The 15,777-nt window shown below is 40.1% G+C and carries 17 protein-coding genes; 8 read left to right on the top strand and 9 right to left on the bottom strand.

Annotation, left to right across the window (positions count from 1 at the left end; all coding sequences use genetic code 11):
* Window positions 1-41: 41 nt before the first annotated feature.
* The 3 genes from I6F49_RS00910 to rsmD form a co-directional block, all read right to left on the bottom strand.
* Window positions 42-488, bottom strand: coding sequence for a GatB/YqeY domain-containing protein (locus I6F49_RS00910; protein ID WP_165741272.1), 447 nt, complete (start codon window positions 486-488; stop codon window positions 42-44).
* 19 nt (window positions 489-507) lie between these two features.
* On the bottom strand, window positions 508-723 hold the full coding sequence (gene rpsU / locus I6F49_RS00905; RefSeq protein WP_002957797.1) for a 30S ribosomal protein S21: 216 nt from the start codon (window positions 721-723) through the stop codon (window positions 508-510).
* Window positions 724-868: 145 nt separating this feature from the next.
* Window positions 869-1,474 (bottom strand): 16S rRNA (guanine(966)-N(2))-methyltransferase RsmD, encoded by a 606-nt coding sequence (gene rsmD, locus I6F49_RS00900; RefSeq protein ID WP_197178028.1) that lies wholly within the window; start codon window positions 1,472-1,474, stop codon window positions 869-871.
* A gap of 228 nt (window positions 1,475-1,702) precedes the next feature.
* Between rsmD and ftsY the strand changes: the two genes are divergently transcribed.
* The 4 genes from ftsY (at window position 1,703) to rpoH (ending at window position 6,755) form a co-directional block, all read left to right on the top strand.
* Window positions 1,703-3,847 (top strand): signal recognition particle-docking protein FtsY, encoded by a 2,145-nt coding sequence (gene ftsY, locus I6F49_RS00895; RefSeq protein ID WP_442961237.1) that lies wholly within the window; start codon window positions 1,703-1,705, stop codon window positions 3,845-3,847.
* An 87-nt stretch (window positions 3,848-3,934) separates the two neighbouring features.
* Window positions 3,935-4,612, top strand: a complete 678-nt coding sequence (ftsE, locus tag I6F49_RS00890) for a cell division ATP-binding protein FtsE (protein WP_166420927.1) — start codon at window positions 3,935-3,937, stop codon at window positions 4,610-4,612.
* Entirely contained in the window at window positions 4,609-5,595 is a 987-nt protein-coding gene (gene ftsX, locus I6F49_RS00885; protein ID WP_197178026.1) for a permease-like cell division protein FtsX, read from the top strand. Before ftsE ends, ftsX begins: the two co-directional genes overlap by 4 nt.
* Before the next feature lie 296 nt (window positions 5,596-5,891).
* Entirely contained in the window at window positions 5,892-6,755 is an 864-nt protein-coding gene (gene rpoH, locus I6F49_RS00880) for an RNA polymerase sigma factor RpoH (protein ID WP_149593817.1), read from the top strand.
* Between the two features lie 98 nt (window positions 6,756-6,853).
* Here rpoH and I6F49_RS00875 read toward each other — a convergent pair whose 3' ends face one another.
* From I6F49_RS00875 to gpmM, 5 genes are all read right to left on the bottom strand, one after another.
* Window positions 6,854-7,417 carry a hypothetical protein gene (locus I6F49_RS00875; RefSeq protein ID WP_197178025.1) on the bottom strand — a complete coding sequence of 188 codons (564 nt, stop codon included), beginning with the start codon at window positions 7,415-7,417 and terminating at the stop codon, window positions 6,854-6,856.
* Between the two features lie 145 nt (window positions 7,418-7,562).
* Window positions 7,563-8,324 (bottom strand): divergent polysaccharide deacetylase family protein, encoded by a 762-nt coding sequence (locus I6F49_RS00870; protein WP_197178024.1) that lies wholly within the window; start codon window positions 8,322-8,324, stop codon window positions 7,563-7,565.
* Window positions 8,325-8,374: 50 nt separating this feature from the next.
* On the bottom strand, window positions 8,375-9,640 hold the full coding sequence (locus I6F49_RS00865) for a S41 family peptidase (protein ID WP_197178023.1): 1,266 nt from the start codon (window positions 9,638-9,640) through the stop codon (window positions 8,375-8,377).
* 35 nt (window positions 9,641-9,675) lie between these two features.
* Entirely contained in the window at window positions 9,676-10,815 is a 1,140-nt protein-coding gene (locus tag I6F49_RS00860; protein ID WP_197178022.1) for a murein hydrolase activator EnvC family protein, read from the bottom strand.
* A gap of 3 nt (window positions 10,816-10,818) precedes the next feature.
* Window positions 10,819-12,363: a 2,3-bisphosphoglycerate-independent phosphoglycerate mutase gene (gene gpmM, locus I6F49_RS00855; protein ID WP_197178021.1), complete on the bottom strand. Its 1,545-nt coding sequence runs from the start codon at window positions 12,361-12,363 to the stop codon at window positions 10,819-10,821.
* Window positions 12,364-12,955: 592 nt separating this feature from the next.
* Here gpmM and I6F49_RS00850 point away from each other — a divergent pair.
* The 4 genes from I6F49_RS00850 to gpsA are packed head-to-tail and all read left to right on the top strand — an operon-like array spanning window position 12,956 to window position 15,207.
* Window positions 12,956-13,387 (top strand): rhodanese-like domain-containing protein, encoded by a 432-nt coding sequence (locus I6F49_RS00850; RefSeq protein WP_007376037.1) that lies wholly within the window; start codon window positions 12,956-12,958, stop codon window positions 13,385-13,387.
* A gap of 31 nt (window positions 13,388-13,418) precedes the next feature.
* A complete protein-coding gene (gene grxC / locus I6F49_RS00845; protein WP_165740928.1) occupies window positions 13,419-13,676 on the top strand; it encodes a glutaredoxin 3 in 258 nt (85 codons plus the stop codon).
* Between the two features lie 34 nt (window positions 13,677-13,710).
* Window positions 13,711-14,196: a protein-export chaperone SecB gene (gene secB / locus I6F49_RS00840; RefSeq protein ID WP_166420933.1), complete on the top strand. Its 486-nt coding sequence runs from the start codon at window positions 13,711-13,713 to the stop codon at window positions 14,194-14,196.
* Window positions 14,197-14,199: 3 nt separating this feature from the next.
* Entirely contained in the window at window positions 14,200-15,207 is a 1,008-nt protein-coding gene (gene gpsA, locus I6F49_RS00835) for an NAD(P)H-dependent glycerol-3-phosphate dehydrogenase (RefSeq protein ID WP_197178020.1), read from the top strand.
* Between the two features lie 69 nt (window positions 15,208-15,276).
* Here the strand turns inward: gpsA and trmL are convergent, their stop codons facing one another.
* Window positions 15,277-15,741 carry a tRNA (uridine(34)/cytosine(34)/5-carboxymethylaminomethyluridine(34)-2'-O)-methyltransferase TrmL gene (gene trmL / locus I6F49_RS00830; protein WP_007582820.1) on the bottom strand — a complete coding sequence of 155 codons (465 nt, stop codon included), beginning with the start codon at window positions 15,739-15,741 and terminating at the stop codon, window positions 15,277-15,279.
* Between the last annotated feature and the right edge of the window lie 36 nt (window positions 15,742-15,777).

Here is a 15,777-nt window from a genome sequence, read left to right as displayed (position 1 = left end):
GCTCGGTTTACTTCAATCATACTTTAATGTATGTGGGAGTATTAGGCAGTTAATCGTTGCTTAATTAAACCAGAAATCTTGCCCATATCGGCACGACCTTCGGCTTTGCTTTTGATTATACCCATTACTTTACCCATGTCTTGCATACCTGCTGCGTTAGTATCAGCAATAGCCGCATCAATGAGAGCAATAATTTCTTCTTCACTCAATTGTTGAGGTAAAAAAGTTTCAAGTGCTACTATTTCATTGGCTTCAATATCAGCTAAATCATCACGCCCAGCATCTTTGTACTGAGTGTAAGAGTCACGACGTTGTTTAACAAGCTTCACTATAACGGAGGTAATACCTGCGTCGTCTAGTTCTATGCGCTCGTCAATTTCACGTTGCTTGATTGCAGCAAGTACCATACGAATAGGGTTAAGACGTTGTTTGTCTTTAGCTCTCATCGCATCTTTTTGCGCATCTTTTAGCGTTATTAAAAGGCTCATTTATACAAGACCTAATATATTAGTATAATTTAACGCGACGTGCGTTATCACGAGAAAGTTTTTTCATGTGACGTTTTACTGCAGCAGCTTTTTTACGCTTACGCTCAGCTGTTGGTTTTTCATAGTGCTCGCGACGACGAACTTCTGAAAGGATTCCTGCTTTTTCACATGAACGCTTGAAGCGACGAAGTGCTACGTCAAACGGTTCGTTCTCTCTTACTTTAATTACTGGCATTAAAAATTCACCTACCTAAATTATGAGCGTTGCTCAAGTTGATCAAACATTGATCAAGTGGTTCAAAAATGGTGCGGTATTGTAATCCGAAGCAACACCACATGTAAAGGACAATATTAACAGAAACGCATCATGTAAAACAGTATTAATTTGCTTGGCGCTGGTAGAGTTTACAAAACACTTGTCCTGCCTTTTTTTCTTTAATTAACAACCAGTTGCTTGGATTGTTAAAGGTGGTTAATTCAGTTTCTACTTCAACATAAATTAATGCATTGTCGCTTAACCATTGGTTTTTTTCTAATAAATCGCAGGTTGTTTGTGCTAAATCTTTACGAAATGGTGGGTCAACAAATACAAGATTAAACGCTTCACTTGTGTTTTTTTGCTCTAAAAAGGAGATCGAATTAGTATGTTTAACGTGTGCATTGTCGAGTTTTAAAGTGCTGATGTTTTGCTCTAATTGCTTAGCTGCTGATGAGTCGAGCTCGATAAATATAGCACTTTTAGCAAAACGAGATAGCGCTTCAAACCCTAATCCGCCAGAACCTGCAAAACAATCAAGTACATTTGCGTCACGCGTATCTTGCATTAACCAATTAAATACAGTTTCTTTAATTCGGTCGGTAGTAGGCCTTAAGCCATCTACATTTTTAACGGGAAGTTTTCGGCCTCGAAATTGTCCGCTAATTACTCTAATAAAGCCATCACTGGGCTTATTAGTAGCTTTATTTTGCGTTGTTTTTTTTCTCATTTAGCTCACTAAAAAATGGTATATGGTATCTAGCTCAGATAATATTATCGGCGATTACGTATAGCTTCATTTTTCAACCGTATTAAAAGTGTTACTATTGAACACTTACGTTTTGAATGGTTGTATTTATTTGCAACTATTGCTGGGCATTGCCAAGCTATTTCAAATTTTAGTTTATCAGATTTTTATAAGTGGTTATTAGCAAGTATGACAAAAAAAAGTAAATTCATGTCGTGGCTCGGTTTTGGCAAGTCAGATAAAAAAGAAGCAGAGCAAAAAGCAGCAGCTGATAAACAACAAGCATTAGCGCAAGAAGAGGCGCAGAAGCTAGAGCAAGAAAAGCTTGCGCAGCAAGCCGAGGCCGAACGTTTACACGCTGAGGCTGAAACAAAGCGTTTAGAACAAGAGCGTATTGCAGCAGAGCAAGCAGAGGCCGAACGTTTACACGCTGAGGCTGAAACAGAGCGTTTAGAACAAGAGCGTATTGCTGCTGAACTAATTGAAGCAAAACGTTTAGAGCAAGAGCGTGCTGAAAACGCAGAAAAGATTGCTATTGAGCAGGCCAATGCTGAATCACTTGCAAAACAACAAACGGATGCAGAAGCACAAAGACAAGAACATGCACAACGTTTAGCTGAACAAGAATCACAGATGCTCTTAGAGCAAGAGCGATTGGCTGCAGAAAAAGTAGAAGCTGAACGACTAGAGCGAATTCGCCTTGAAGAAAAGAATGAGGCAATAAAGGCTGAAAAGCTTGCAATAGAGCAAGCGAATGCTGAGTTGTTAGTAAAAGAACAAGCGGACGCTGAAGCTCAAAGACAAGAGCAAGTAAAACGTTTAGCAGAACAAGAAGCGCAAATGCGTTTAGAGCAAGAGCGCATTGCTGCTGAAAAAGCACAGAACGAACGCCTAGAGCAAGAACGTATTGCTGCTGAAAAAGCACAGAGCGAGCGTTTAGAGCAAGAACGCATTGCTGCTGAAAAAGCAGAAAATGAACGTTTAGAGCAAGAGCGTATTGCAGCTGAAAAAGCAGAGAACGAACGCCTAGAGCAAGAACGCCTAGAGCAAGAGCGCATTGCAACGGAACAAGCAGAAAACGAGCGCCTAGAGCAAGAGCGTATTGCTGCTGAAAAAGCACAGAGCGAGCGTTTAGAGCAAGAACGTATTTTAGCTGAAAAAGCAGAGAATGAACGTTTAGAGCAAGAACGTATTGCGGCTGAAAAAGCAGAAAACGAGCGCTTAGAGCAAGAACGCATTGCAGCGGAACAAGTAGAAAATGAACGTTTAGAGCAAGAACGCCTTGCTGCTGAAAAAGCAGAGAATGAGCGTTTAGAACAAGAACGCATCGCAGCGGAACAAGCAGAAAACGAGCGCTTAGAGCAAGAGCGACTTACTGCTGAGCTTGCAAAAGATGAAGCTAAAAAAGCAGAAAAGCCGAAAAAAGAAGGGTTTTTCTCTCGTCTTAAAAAGGGCTTGTTAAAAACTCGTGTAAATATAGGCTCGGGTTTTTCATCTATTTTTAGTGGTAAAAAAATAGATGACGAATTATTTGAAGATCTTGAAACACAACTTCTTACCGCCGATTTAGGCGTTGATACCACCATGAAGTTGATTGATAGCCTAACTGATGCTGCAAACCGTAAACAGCTAAAAGATGGCGATGCGCTTTATGAACTGATGAAGCAAGAAATGGCGGCTATGCTAAAAACGGCTGAACAGCCTTTAGTTATAAGCGAAGATAAAAAGCCGTTTGTTATTTTAATGGTTGGCGTTAACGGTGTTGGTAAAACAACGACTATTGGCAAAATGGCAAAGCAATTTCAAAATGAAGGTAAGTCGGTAATGCTTGCTGCTGGTGATACATTTAGAGCCGCAGCTGTAGAGCAATTACAGGTTTGGGGAGAGCGTAACAGCATCCCTGTTATTGCCCAGCATACAGGTGCAGATAGTGCATCGGTTGTCTTTGATGCATTTCAAGCTGCAAAAGCACGTAATGTAGATGTGTTAATTGCTGATACAGCTGGACGCTTGCAAAATAAAGATAATTTAATGCAAGAGCTTGAAAAGATTGCTCGCGTAATGAAAAAGATCGACCCTGATGCGCCGCATGAGGTGATGTTAACCATCGATGCTGGTACAGGTCAAAATGCAATTAGCCAAGTAAACTTGTTTAATCAGTGTGTTGGTTTAACGGGTATTACGCTTTCAAAACTTGATGGAACTGCAAAAGGTGGTGTTATTTTTGCGGTCGCAGATAAGTTTAATATTCCAATTCGTTACATTGGTGTTGGTGAAGGTATTGATGATTTACGCGCTTTTAAAAGCGATGACTTTATTGATGCGTTATTTAGCCAAGATGAGGACGACGTTTAATTTACCAAAATAGGGAGCTTGCTCCCTTTTTAATTGCGAGGATTACCAGCGTTACTAATAAACTAATGGCGTTGGCATAATAAAAAGATGATAAATTTTCAGCAAGTAAGTAAAACCTACCCAGGTGGGCACCGTGCCCTCGAAAAAGTGAATTTTCATATTAAGCCTGGTGAACTCGCTTTTTTAACGGGCCATAGTGGCGCCGGTAAAAGTACACTGCTCAAGCTAATTAGCTTAATGGAACGTCCATCGGCGGGTAGTGTGTCTATCAATGGAGTTGATTTAAACAAAGTTAACTCGCGTCAAATTCCTTATGCTCGTCGTGATATTGGTATTATTTTTCAAAATCACCGTTTATTAGAGCGTTATACTATTTTTGATAATGTGGCTTTGCCACTAATTATCGAAGGTACTCACCATAAGCATATTGCTAAACGGGTTCATGGTGCGCTCGATAAAGTAGGCCTGATAGATAAAATAAAATGTCATCCGTCTATGCTCTCAGGTGGTGAACAGCAACGTGTTGGTATTGCCAGAGCAATAGTGAACTCCCCGCCAATTTTATTAGCAGATGAACCTACAGGTAACCTCGATCCTGAGCTTTCAATGGAAATACTAAAACTGTTTGAAGACTTTAATAAACACGGTACAACTGTATTGATAGCAACGCACGATCTTGGTTTGGTAGCACGTATGAAGTATCGCAGCTTAACTTTAAAAGATGGCAGAATGCTTCAAGATCCGCTTGCTGAGGGCGCACTATGAGTTTACTTTTTAAGGGTCGTCAAAATAGTAACGACAAGCAAAAAAAATCAGTGTTAGCTGGCGGTTATTTTTTTATTATTAATATATTTCGCCAAGGTGTGCATAGTTTAGGTGAAATGTGGCGTACCCCGCTGGCCTCATTAATGACTATTGCAGTACTTGGCTTGAGCTTAACGCTTCCTGCAACACTTTATTTAGTTGTTAAAAACGTACAGCAGGTAAGCAGCGGTTTTGAAGAAGCGAGTGAAATATCGTTATTCGTAAAAGAAAGTATGAACGAGCAAGAAACGCAAACTTTAGTAAAGCGTTTAGCACTTTACCCAGAAGTGGAGAGTGTTGAGTTTATTTCAAAACAAAAAGCACTCACCGAGTTTAAAGATGTTTCTGGTTTTGGGCAGGCTTTAGAGTATTTGGATAAAAATCCATTACCTGATGTAGTACTTGTTACGCCAACAAAGCGTAATAGGCAGCCAAACGCCGCTAAGGCGCTTCTAACTAAACTTGAGAGTGAACGTGAAGTTGATTTTGGTAAGCTTGATATAGCGTGGTTAGAGCGTTTAAATGCTTTGCTAGATTTACTCAAAGAAAGTGTAATAACCATCGCATTATTACTGCTTACCTCAGTGACGCTTATTATTGGTAACACCATTCGTTTGTCGATCATGGATAAAAAAGAAGAAATACAAGTAATGAAACTTGTAGGAGCTACTAACACCTTTATACATGCCCCATTTTTGTGGACCGGTATTTGGTATGGTGTAATAGGCGGGCTATTTGCTTTTATATCTGTTGCTTTAATGATGTGGTGGTTATCTTCTGCGGTTAGCAGTGTGGCAGGGGTTTACCAAGCAAGCTTTTCTTTAATTGGCTTAACATTGAAAGAATTCGGCTTTTTAGTTTTACTTGCAACAAGCTTAGGTTTTGTAGGTTCTTATCTTTCTGTAAATCGTTATATTAAAGAAATAGAACCCGATAAAGTATAAGTGAACCAACCCAGCTTGATATGCGTAATATATCAATCTGGGTTGTACCTCCTGTTATTAAAACTGTCATATTTGTGTACTATCCTCCAATGAAGTAATGAGTTGTAAATAAGGTGATGCTATGAGGTTAACCTGCTGCAACCCCTTAATTCATCACTTATTCAGTCGCTTGTAGTAGACTAAATACATACCAAAAAACTACTTGATTTATACTTTAAAAAAGTTTTAAATTGGGGTTAGCACTCTTAAAGAAAGAGTGCTAAGATAGTTTCAAATGTTTATCACCGAGGTGAAAAATGAGTAAAGATTTATACGCAATGGCACTTACAGTCGGACAACAAAGCGCAAGCATGGACGGTTACCTTCAAGCGGTAAGCACTATTCCTATGCTTAAAGTTGAACAAGAGCAAGAACTTGCTAAAAAGCTTCAGGAAGAAGGCGATCTTAGTGCTGCCAAGCAACTCATTATGTCGCATTTACGCTTTGTAGCACATATTGCTAAAGGCTACTCGGGATACGGCTTGCCACAAGCTGACCTTATTCAAGAAGGTAATATAGGCCTGATGAAAGCGGTTAAACGTTTTGACCCTTCAGTGGGTGTACGCTTGGTATCGTTTGCAGTGCATTGGATTAAAGCCGAAATTCACGAGTTTGTGCTTAAAAACTGGCGCATAGTTAAAGTTGCAACCACTAAAGCGCAACGTAAATTGTTTTTTAACCTTCGTAAAAACAAAAAGCGTTTAGGTTGGTTTAATCAAGCAGAGGTTAGCACTGTTGCTAGTGAGCTAGGTGTGAGTGAGAAAGAAGTTCGTGAAATGGAATCGCGCATGAGCGGCCAAGACATGGGCTTTGACCTAACGGGCGACGATAACGACGACGCACCAACAAGCACGTACTCTCCAGTACAGTACTTAACAGATGGCGCAGCTGATTTAGCTGACGACGTTGAACAAGAGCAGTGGAAAGAGCAAGCGCATACTCGTTTATTTAGCGCACTTAAAACACTAGACGAACGTTCACAAGATATTGTTAGCGCACGTTGGTTGTCGGATGATAAGGCTACTCTTCAAGAGCTTGCACAAAAGTACAGTGTATCTGCTGAACGTGTTCGCCAGCTTGAAAAAACAGCGATGAAAAAGTTACAAAGCGCTATGAGCTAATACTGCTCAAGCAGCAAAACTTAAAAGCCCTGCATTAAAATGCGGGGCTTTTTTGTTTTATGAAGACCAAATAACTAAAAAATAAGGGAAGATTAACCTTAAATACCATCAATTAAATAGATAAAGATAAATATGAAAGCACATGTATTGAGGAAAAATGAGACCCAATACCACTTTGTGTATTTTTCTTCTATTTCATCCTTATCACAGTCTATCTGAAGGTTATCTTTAGTTTTCCCTGCTTGGCAGTGAGAATGAAGGAAATAAAGAGAAATTAAGTAACCAATAAACATTGTAAAGCTAAATGCAGAATATTTGTTATTGCTTTCAACAGTATTTACAAACATCCATATACAATTAAAGCCAGTAACACTTGCAGAAGTAATGGCGTTAACGCACATTAGCATAAGAGGGTAGCCTGATCCTTTCCTACAAAAGTATATATAAATGCGTCCAAATACTGATGCAAGTGAACCTTCAAGTAAGAAGAATAAACAAGCAACAAATACCAAGTCGACACTAATTCTAATGGGTATTAAGTTATATCCAAAAATAATAGTAGGAACTGCATAGAAGGTATTTATTATTGCTATGATACTCGCAATTGAGCCCACAAATGAAATAGGTTGATTCCTTGCTTCAGCAATAATTGTTTTTAACAATTGATATCCCTAAATTATGGTTTGAGGTTACAAGCTTTAATAGCTGAGGTGCAGCTAGTGTTTTTATTATGAATAATTATATCATTTAATAGTTTAAATTATATTAACTTAAATACCTCACGACTAAGTCTGGACACTCATCATCTCATCGAGCACTAATCCCTTTACCCTCAGCCTGCGCTAACTGAATGTATTTACGCTCAACCAGCTGCGAAACCGGCACGAGCTCAAAACCTTGCTTAGTTAGCTCGGGTAAGGCATGACGTAAAAATTCGATTGTTTCTGGGTAGGGGTGAGCAATTGCAATAGCAGAATTATGGATGGTGGCTAGTTGTTTTAATTCTTCAAGCCTTAGCTGCAGTTGTTCTGGTGTAGTTATATTATCTAAAAACACTTGGCGACTAATATTGGCAACACCTAAAAAGTTAGCAGCATTTTGTGCTTGGCTTAAATCGGTTGTGCGGCTATCTAAAAAATATAAATGGCGCTTTTTAAGCACTTCCATTGTCCACTTCATAGCTTGGCTTTGCTGCGTAAGTGCTGAGCCCATGTGGTTATTAACGCCTTTAACTTGCGGCAAACTGGCGAGAGCTGTTCCTAAAGTTTGCTGAAGCTGCTCTTTATTCATATTTAAAGTGAGCGCGCCTGGTCCTAGTTCTTTACCGTTAAGTGCCTGCATAGGTACATGGAGTAATAGTTCTTTATTTGATTGACTGGCAAGCGTTGCAAAAATTTGCGAATAAGGGGTATGGGGCAAAATTGAATACGACAATTGCCCTGGTAAGGAAAGGAACTCTAAGTCCCGTTGATGATAGCCTATGTCGTCTATCACTATTGCTATTTGCTTAGCGCTAATTGTTGCTGAGCTAAAACAAATAGCTAATATTAGCCATTTTATTATTTTCACGTTTATAGTTTTTATTATCTTTTTAGCTTTATTTATACAGCTTATACAAGCTATTGCATGCTGAGTAATTGTTTTGCTTTAACTAACTGTAAATCGGCTAAGTTACTCGTGAGTAATTGCGCGTTACTGTTAATTTGCTCACTTTTTATTATAACGGCTTTATTACTTTGTGAAAGGGTTGTTTGATTAACAGCCACATCTGGGGTTACTCCTATCCCATCAATCGACTTTCCTAGCGGCGTAAAATATTTAGCAGTAGTGAGCTTTAATGCAGTATTGCCATCACCGAGTGGGATTAGCGATTGCACCGATCCTTTCCCAAAAGATTGGCTGCCAACAACGGTTGCTCGTTTATTATCTTTAAGGGCTGCGGCTAGTATTTCTGCTGCTGAGGCAGAGTTTTCATTTATAAGTACAACAATGGGGGCATTTTTTAGAATGTCGCCACGTTTAGCGTAAAAAGCTTGGTTTGCATCGTAAAAGCGTCCTTTGGTGGTTACAATAGTACCGCTTTGTAAAAATAGATCTGATACTGCCACTGCACTTTGTAATGTACCGCCAGGGTTGTCGCGTAAATCAATGACTAAGCCTTTAAGTGGGTAACCAAAATGACTTTGTAGGGCGGCCACTTGCAGAGCAACCTCATGTAAGGTGTGGTTAGAAAAACTATTAATAGCTATATAACCCGTACCAAAATCTAACAGTTCGCTTGTTACGCTTTCGAGGTTTATTTGGCGGCGTGCAACATGAAACGTAATTGCATTTTTATTGTTACCGCGATTTATAATTAGATCTATATTTGCAAATTTACTTTCTCGTATTAATGTTGCTACTTCATCGATTGTACGGTTTTGAGCTGTGTGGTTGTTTACACTTACAATAATATCGCCAGGCAGAATACCTGCTGCTTTTGCGGGGGAATTATCAACCACATTAACAATAGTCATATTCTCGTCGATATTTTTAACTTCAATACCAATGCCTGTATAGCGCCCGTTTGTGTTATCAAATAATGAGGTTAATTCGTGTTCATTTAAGTATTTAGAGTAAGAATCGAGCTTTGAATATAAGCGCTCAAACTGTTGGTTATTATATTTAATGTGGTGGCTATTTTGTAAGGTGAGATCTTCAACGTAGTAGGCGTGAATATTAAAAAGTATTTCGTCGATTTGCTGTCTTTTAAGATCTTTAATCGAGCTTGCTAATACACTGCTAGTAAAGGTGATTAAGATTAGTAATACAAGTAAATACAGGCTTATATATAAGCCTGTATTTTTTTGATTGATGGTATTTATTACGTTTTTTTTAGTTGTCATCAGCTGCTCCTAATGCGGTGCAGCGGTTTATTCAATTAAATGCGTCTGCACCATTTTACAGGATTTACTGCGCGTCCTTTGTGGCGTATTTCAAAGTATAGACCAGAAGTAGCTTGTCCGCCGCTTTGGCCAACTAGGGCTAATGTTTCACCTTCACGTACCATATCGCCTACATCTCTTAATAGTGTTTGAGCATGGCCATATAGGCTCATAAAACCTTCACCATGATCTACAACAATTACCCAACCATAGCCCTTTAGCCAATCGGCGAATACAACTTGACCGTTATGGACGCTATTAATATTAGTGCCTTCTTTTGCACCAATTAATACGCCTTTCCAATCAATACCACCATGTTTACGTTGGCCGAATGTGTGCTCTAACTTGCCTTTGCTCGGCCAGTCTAATTTGCCCTTGCTTTTATTTAGGCCGAGCAATTCAATTTTTTGTGTTTTTTCTTTTTCGAGTTCTTCAATCGTTGTTACTAACGTTTGTTGGTTTTCTTTTAAATAGTTTATTGAGCTTTTAGTGCTGTTGAGCTGAGCTTGTAAGTTTTTAAGATTAGTCTGACGTTCACTTTGTGCATTAAGCAATGCAGTTTGGCGCCTTTTTTGCTCATTATACAAAAGCGCTAGCTTTTCTTGAGTTTTAACAAGTTCTTCTTGGTTTTGTGCTATTTGTTGTTGAAGGTTTTTTAGATCTTCAATTTGTTCAATACGGGCTTTATTTAAGTAGTTGTAATAACTCAGTGTGCGCTCAAATTTTGCGGTGTCTTCTTGATTTAACAGCATTTTAGAGTAGTCGTCGCCACCGGCCATATAGGCGCTTTTAAGTTGCGCGGCTAAGACTTTTTGAAACTGAGTATGCTTTTTATCGAGCTCGTCGGCTTTATTTTGTAGCTGCTTTTGCTGTGTTTTTGTTTCTTTTACTGATTGTTCTGCCATGTTAAGTGCTTTAGCATTTTTAGCTATATCGAGTTCATGGCTTTTGAGGTTTTTTTGTAGTGACGCTATTTTTTTTCTTTGGGCGTTATACTCAGCTTGGCTTTGCTCAAGTGCATTTTGAACTTCTGATAAGTCTTTTTTAGTACGATCTTCATTAGCAACTGCAGATGCAGTCACTAATGAAGTGAGTATTAAACCGCACTTAATTAACCGGTTAATACGTCTATTCATGCGTTATTTCAACATCATGATAGGCGTACCAGTCATTTCGTTTGGCTGCTCCATGCCCATTAAGTGAAGCATGGTAGGGGCTACATCGCTTAATGCTTTACCTTGCATTGGCTCTGCATCGCGACCCACATAAATAAAATGTACCGGTTCGCTAGTGTGAGCTGTATGGGCTTGGCCTGTTTTAAGGTCTGCCATTTGCTCTGCATTACCATGATCAGCTGTTATTAGTGCTTCACCACCAAACTCTTCAAGTGCATCAACAACGCGGCCAATACAGCTATCTACCGCTTCACAGGCTTTAACTGCAGCGTCAAACACGCCAGAGTGACCTACCATATCGCCATTAGGGTAGTTACAAATAATAGCATCGTATTTACCGCTTTTAATTGCTGCTACTAACTTGTCGGTCAGCATTTCTGAGTTCATTTCAGGTTGTAAGTCGTAAGTTGCAACTTGCGGCGAAGGAATTAGTTCGCGTGTTTCGCCTTCAAATTCGCTTTCGCGTCCGCCACTAAAGAAAAACGTAACGTGTGCGTATTTTTCGGTTTCTGAAATACGAAGCTGTGTTTTGTTGTTTTTTTCAAACCACTCACCAAGTACATTTACTAACGGTGTTGAACCAAAGGCAATAGGTGCATCTATATCAGCTGCGTATTCCGTCATCATTACAAAAGCGCTAAGCTTTGGTGTTCTTTTTCTTGTGAATCCATCAAAATCAGGCTCAACAAAAGCGCGAGTAATTTCGCGGGCTCTATCTGCTCTAAAGTTGGCAAAAATTAGAGTGTCGCCATCGTTAATTGCGGCTGGCTCTGCACCTGTTGGTGTAATAGTTGTAGCAGCGACAAACTCATCGTTTTCGTCGCGCTCGTAGGCTGCATTAAGTGCCTCTACACCGTTATCAAAATTAAAGTCGCCTTCGGCTAGCGCTATTACATTGTAAGCTTTTTCTACTCGGTTCCAGCGGTTGTCTCTGTCCATTGCGTAATAACGGCCAATAAGTGACGCTAAACGACCGCATTTAAGTTCGCTAAACAATGCTTCAATACGTTCGATTGATGCTTTAGCGCTACGTGGAGGTGTGTCGCGGCCATCTAAAAAGCCATGAAAGTAAACTTCTTTAGCGCCACGTTTTGCAGCCAGTTTTATACTGGCAACAATGTGATCTTCGTGACTATGTACTCCACCTGGGCTTAAAAGTCCCATAATATGAACTGCTTTGCCTGCTTTTACGGCTTTATCTATGTTTTCAACTAAGGCTGGTGTTGAATCAAATTCGCCATCGTTAATTGCTTTGGTGATACGAGTAAAATCTTGATAAACGATGCGCCCAGCACCTAAGTTTACATGGCCAACTTCAGAGTTACCCATTTGGCCATCAGGAAGACCCACATCTAAACCCGAAGCTGATATTAATGTGTGAGGGCGTGTTGCCCATAAATTGTCTAATACCGGTGTGTTAGCTGCAAGAATAGCATTGCTCTGCGTATCTTCGCGGTATCCCCAACCGTCTAAAATCATTAATACCAGTGGTTTTTTATGCTCTGTCATAATAGCTCCTGAAAATTAGTATCTGTTGATGGATACTGTGCACCTAAAAAGGTTTATTAGCGTAGTTTTAGCATACCGTGTTTTTAAGCTAGGATCAGCATTGAAAACAAGATATTAATTTTTTTCACTTACTTTATATATGGGGGGCTTTATCGTTTTTTAAACGTTTCTAAGTGCTCCTAAACTCGCATTTTAGGTTGGTTTGGGTATACTTGCGTGGCTAAAGTACAAAATCCTTAAAATATTAGGGCGTGTTGCACTTTGGTGGTTGAATTTGCAGCAGTGTGTTTGGTTTTTAGGCAAGGCAGAGCCTATGAAGTGTGGTTACTCCCCATAAATAGGCGATAACGTAGCATAAATACCAAACATACGCTGCCCGTTGGGTTCTTTCTAGGGACTATTACCTCTTTGTTGCCTACATGGATGTAGGTAAGGGGCGTGAGCAGGACGCGGAAGCTTTGCTCGGTTTTTACTTAGCCCACTAGGTTACAAATCTCGCGCCGCGATTTAATCGCCCCTAGATTGAACAAATTTCAATCCACAAAGGCCAACATGCCCTAGGTTTAAAACATAATTTCATAGTGGAAGTAGAATGGATCAATATATTGAATTTATTACAAATCATCCCATTTTAAGCCTTGCTTGGGTTGGTATTGTTTTCCTTATTGTTAGTGGCTGGATAAAAAGTAAGTTTTCAGCTGTTCGTCAAATAAATCCTCAGCAGCTTACGTTACTTATTAACCGTGATGACGGCCAAGTAATCGATATACGTGCGCAAAAAGAGTTTAATGCAGGGCGTATTTCTGGCGCTGAGCACTTAAGCCCAGAGAATGCGAAAAAATCTGACTTTTCAAGCCTTGAAAAGTACAAGACTAAACCCATTATAGTTGTATGTACTACAGGTATGACTGCCCAAGGTACTGCAGCCGCTATGAGTAAAGCTGGTTTTGAACGAGTTTACTTATTAGCAGGTGGCATGGGTGCGTGGCAATCTGCCAGCTTACCAACTACAACAGGTCGCTAATCAGTTTAGCTAGGCCGATAGAGGATTTATTATGAGTAATGTTGTTTTATACACCAAGGCGTATTGTCCATTTTGTCAGCGTGCTCTTTCGCTTTTAAATAGCAAAGGCGTTGAATACACTAATTATGATATTGGTGTACAACCAGAGCTACGTGCTGAAATGATTACTAAAGCTGGTGGCGCAAGCACAGTACCGCAAATATTTATTAATGATGAACATATCGGTGGCTGCGACGACATGATGGCTATTGAAGCGCAAGGTAAACTTGACGCTAAGTTAAACGCTTAATTTAATTATAATAACGAACAAGTTAGGAATAACAATGAACGAAGAAAATCAAAACGTAGCAGCTGCAGAAGCCGGTGCACAATTTACTATTCAACGTATTTACACTAAAGATGTATCGTTTGAAACGCCAAACTCTCCGGCCATTTTTCAAAAAGAATGGACGCCAGAAGTTAAGCTAGACTTAGATACACGCTCTAACAAACTAGACGAAGGTGTATTTGAAGTTGTTTTAGCACTAACTGTAACTGCTTCTCTTGGTGAAGAAACTGCGTTCTTATGTGAAATTCAACAAGCGGGCATTTTTACTATTGCTGAAGTTGAAGAAGTGCAACTAGCACACATGCTTGGTGCATTTTGTCCTAACGTGTTGTTCCCATATGCACGTGAAGCTGTTTCAAATCTTGTTAACCGTGGTACTTTTCCACAGCTTAACCTTGCGCCAGTTAACTTTGACGCACTGTTTGCACAATACATGCAACAACGTACTGCGCAAGCTGACCAAGTTACAGCAGACGCATAACCTATGAGTACAGCAACTACAGCTGTTACTGTATTAGGGGCGGGGTCTTACGGCACCGCCCTTGCTATTTGTTTAGCCCGAAATGGTCACCACGTGACACTTTGGGGAAGAAATAGCGACGACGTTGGCACGCTTGCAGCTGAGCGGAAAAATCAACGTTACTTACCTGATGCTCCTTTCCCAGACACTCTTACTCTTGAAGCTAACTTACAACATGCCGTTGCTAGCAGCGCTATTGTACTTGTTGTTGTACCAAGCCATGCTTTTGGCGACACACTTGCGCAGATTAAACCAGCATTGCAAGACGGAGCTAAAGTTGCGTGGGCAACTAAAGGGCTCGAGCCTAATACTGGACGTTTGTTACAAGAAGTGGCTTTACAAGAGTTAGGTGACGATATTCCGCTTGCCGTACTGTCGGGCCCTACATTTGCAAAAGAAATGGCAATGGGTTCACCTACAGCTATTTCAGTGTCTTCTACGTCACCAGAGTTTGCTCAGCAGCTCGCTGATTTACTTCATTGTGGTCGCTCATTCCGTGTTTATAACAATGATGATTTTATTGGTATACAGCTTGGTGGCGCGGTTAAGAATGTAATTGCCATTGGTGCCGGTATTTCGGACGGTGTTGGTTTTGGTGCTAATGCGCGTACTGCGTTGATCACTCGTGGTCTTGCTGAATTAACGCGATTAGGCTGTGCTTTGGGCGCAAAACCAGAAACTTTTATGGGAATGGCGGGTCTTGGTGATTTAATACTCACCTGTACCGACAACCAATCTCGTAATCGTCGATTTGGTTTAGCGCTGGGTAAAGGCGAAAGCGTCGATGCTGCTATTGAGTCTATTGGCCAAGTAGTGGAAGGCTTTAGAAATACCAAAGAAGTGTATTTATTAGCGCAACGTAGCGGTGTAGAAATGCCGATTACCGAGCAAATTTATAAAGTGCTTTATGAAAATAAAGATATGAAAGAAGCTGCAATGGCGCTATTAGGCCGAGAGCAACGTTCTGAATAATTTTATAAGCGTTTATAAAACTAAAAAACCGACGTTATGTCGGTTTTTTGTTGTTTAGCTCAAAGCTATTTACTGCGCGTTAGGAAAACCCAACTGGCGCCACGACTCGTAAACAAACACAGCTACTGCGTTTGACAAGTTCATGCTGCGGCTATTGGCTTGCATAGGAATACGCACACGCTGCTCTTTTGGCAGTGCTTGGATCATATCATCCGGCAGGCCGCGAGTTTCAGGCCCAAAAACTAGGCAATCGCCAGCTTCGTAACTAGCTTCATGGTGAAATTGACTGCCTTTGGTTGTACATGCATATATTTTTTTAGGCTTGCACTTCTCAAGGTAATCTTCAAAAGAAGCATGGCGTTGAACATGGCTAAATTCGTGGTAATCAAGGCCAGCACGCTTTACTCGTTTGTCGTCCCATTCAAAACCTAACGGCTCAATTAAATGCAGTGCATAGCCCGTATTTGCGCACAGACGAATAATATTACCTGTATTAGGTGGAATTTCAGGTTGGTATAAAACAATATCCAGCATAGTGAGCCTTTTAAATAATCTGTAGTTTAACGATTT

This window comes from Pseudoalteromonas sp. SWN166, assembly GCF_015864485.1.
In the GTDB taxonomy this organism is placed as follows: Bacteria; Pseudomonadota; Gammaproteobacteria; order Enterobacterales; family Alteromonadaceae; genus Pseudoalteromonas.
Note: the sequence above shows the minus strand (reverse complement) of the source record. Positions and strands in the feature narration are given on the sequence as shown.

What these genes read in the sequence shown, in the direction of transcription:
- I6F49_RS00910 (WP_165741272.1), bottom strand. Translation starts at nt 488, where the DNA reads ATGAGCCTTTTAATAACGCTAAAAGATGCGCAAAAAGATGCGATGAGA.
- rpsU (WP_002957797.1), bottom strand. Translation starts at nt 723, where the DNA reads ATGCCAGTAATTAAAGTAAGAGAGAACGAACCGTTTGACGTAGCACTT.
- rsmD (WP_197178028.1), bottom strand. Translation starts at nt 1,474, where the DNA reads ATGAGAAAAAAAACAACGCAAAATAAAGCTACTAATAAGCCCAGTGAT.
- ftsY (WP_442961237.1), top strand. Translation starts at nt 1,703, where the DNA reads ATGTCGTGGCTCGGTTTTGGCAAGTCAGATAAAAAAGAAGCAGAGCAA.
- ftsE (WP_166420927.1), top strand. Translation starts at nt 3,935, where the DNA reads ATGATAAATTTTCAGCAAGTAAGTAAAACCTACCCAGGTGGGCACCGT.
- ftsX (WP_197178026.1), top strand. Translation starts at nt 4,609, where the DNA reads ATGAGTTTACTTTTTAAGGGTCGTCAAAATAGTAACGACAAGCAAAAA.
- rpoH (WP_149593817.1), top strand. Translation starts at nt 5,892, where the DNA reads ATGAGTAAAGATTTATACGCAATGGCACTTACAGTCGGACAACAAAGC.
- I6F49_RS00865 (WP_197178023.1), bottom strand. Translation starts at nt 9,640, where the DNA reads ATGACAACTAAAAAAAACGTAATAAATACCATCAATCAAAAAAATACA.
- I6F49_RS00860 (WP_197178022.1), bottom strand. Translation starts at nt 10,815, where the DNA reads ATGAATAGACGTATTAACCGGTTAATTAAGTGCGGTTTAATACTCACT.
- gpmM (WP_197178021.1), bottom strand. Translation starts at nt 12,363, where the DNA reads ATGACAGAGCATAAAAAACCACTGGTATTAATGATTTTAGACGGTTGG.
- I6F49_RS00850 (WP_007376037.1), top strand. Translation starts at nt 12,956, where the DNA reads ATGGATCAATATATTGAATTTATTACAAATCATCCCATTTTAAGCCTT.
- grxC (WP_165740928.1), top strand. Translation starts at nt 13,419, where the DNA reads ATGAGTAATGTTGTTTTATACACCAAGGCGTATTGTCCATTTTGTCAG.
- secB (WP_166420933.1), top strand. Translation starts at nt 13,711, where the DNA reads ATGAACGAAGAAAATCAAAACGTAGCAGCTGCAGAAGCCGGTGCACAA.
- gpsA (WP_197178020.1), top strand. Translation starts at nt 14,200, where the DNA reads ATGAGTACAGCAACTACAGCTGTTACTGTATTAGGGGCGGGGTCTTAC.
- trmL (WP_007582820.1), bottom strand. Translation starts at nt 15,741, where the DNA reads ATGCTGGATATTGTTTTATACCAACCTGAAATTCCACCTAATACAGGT.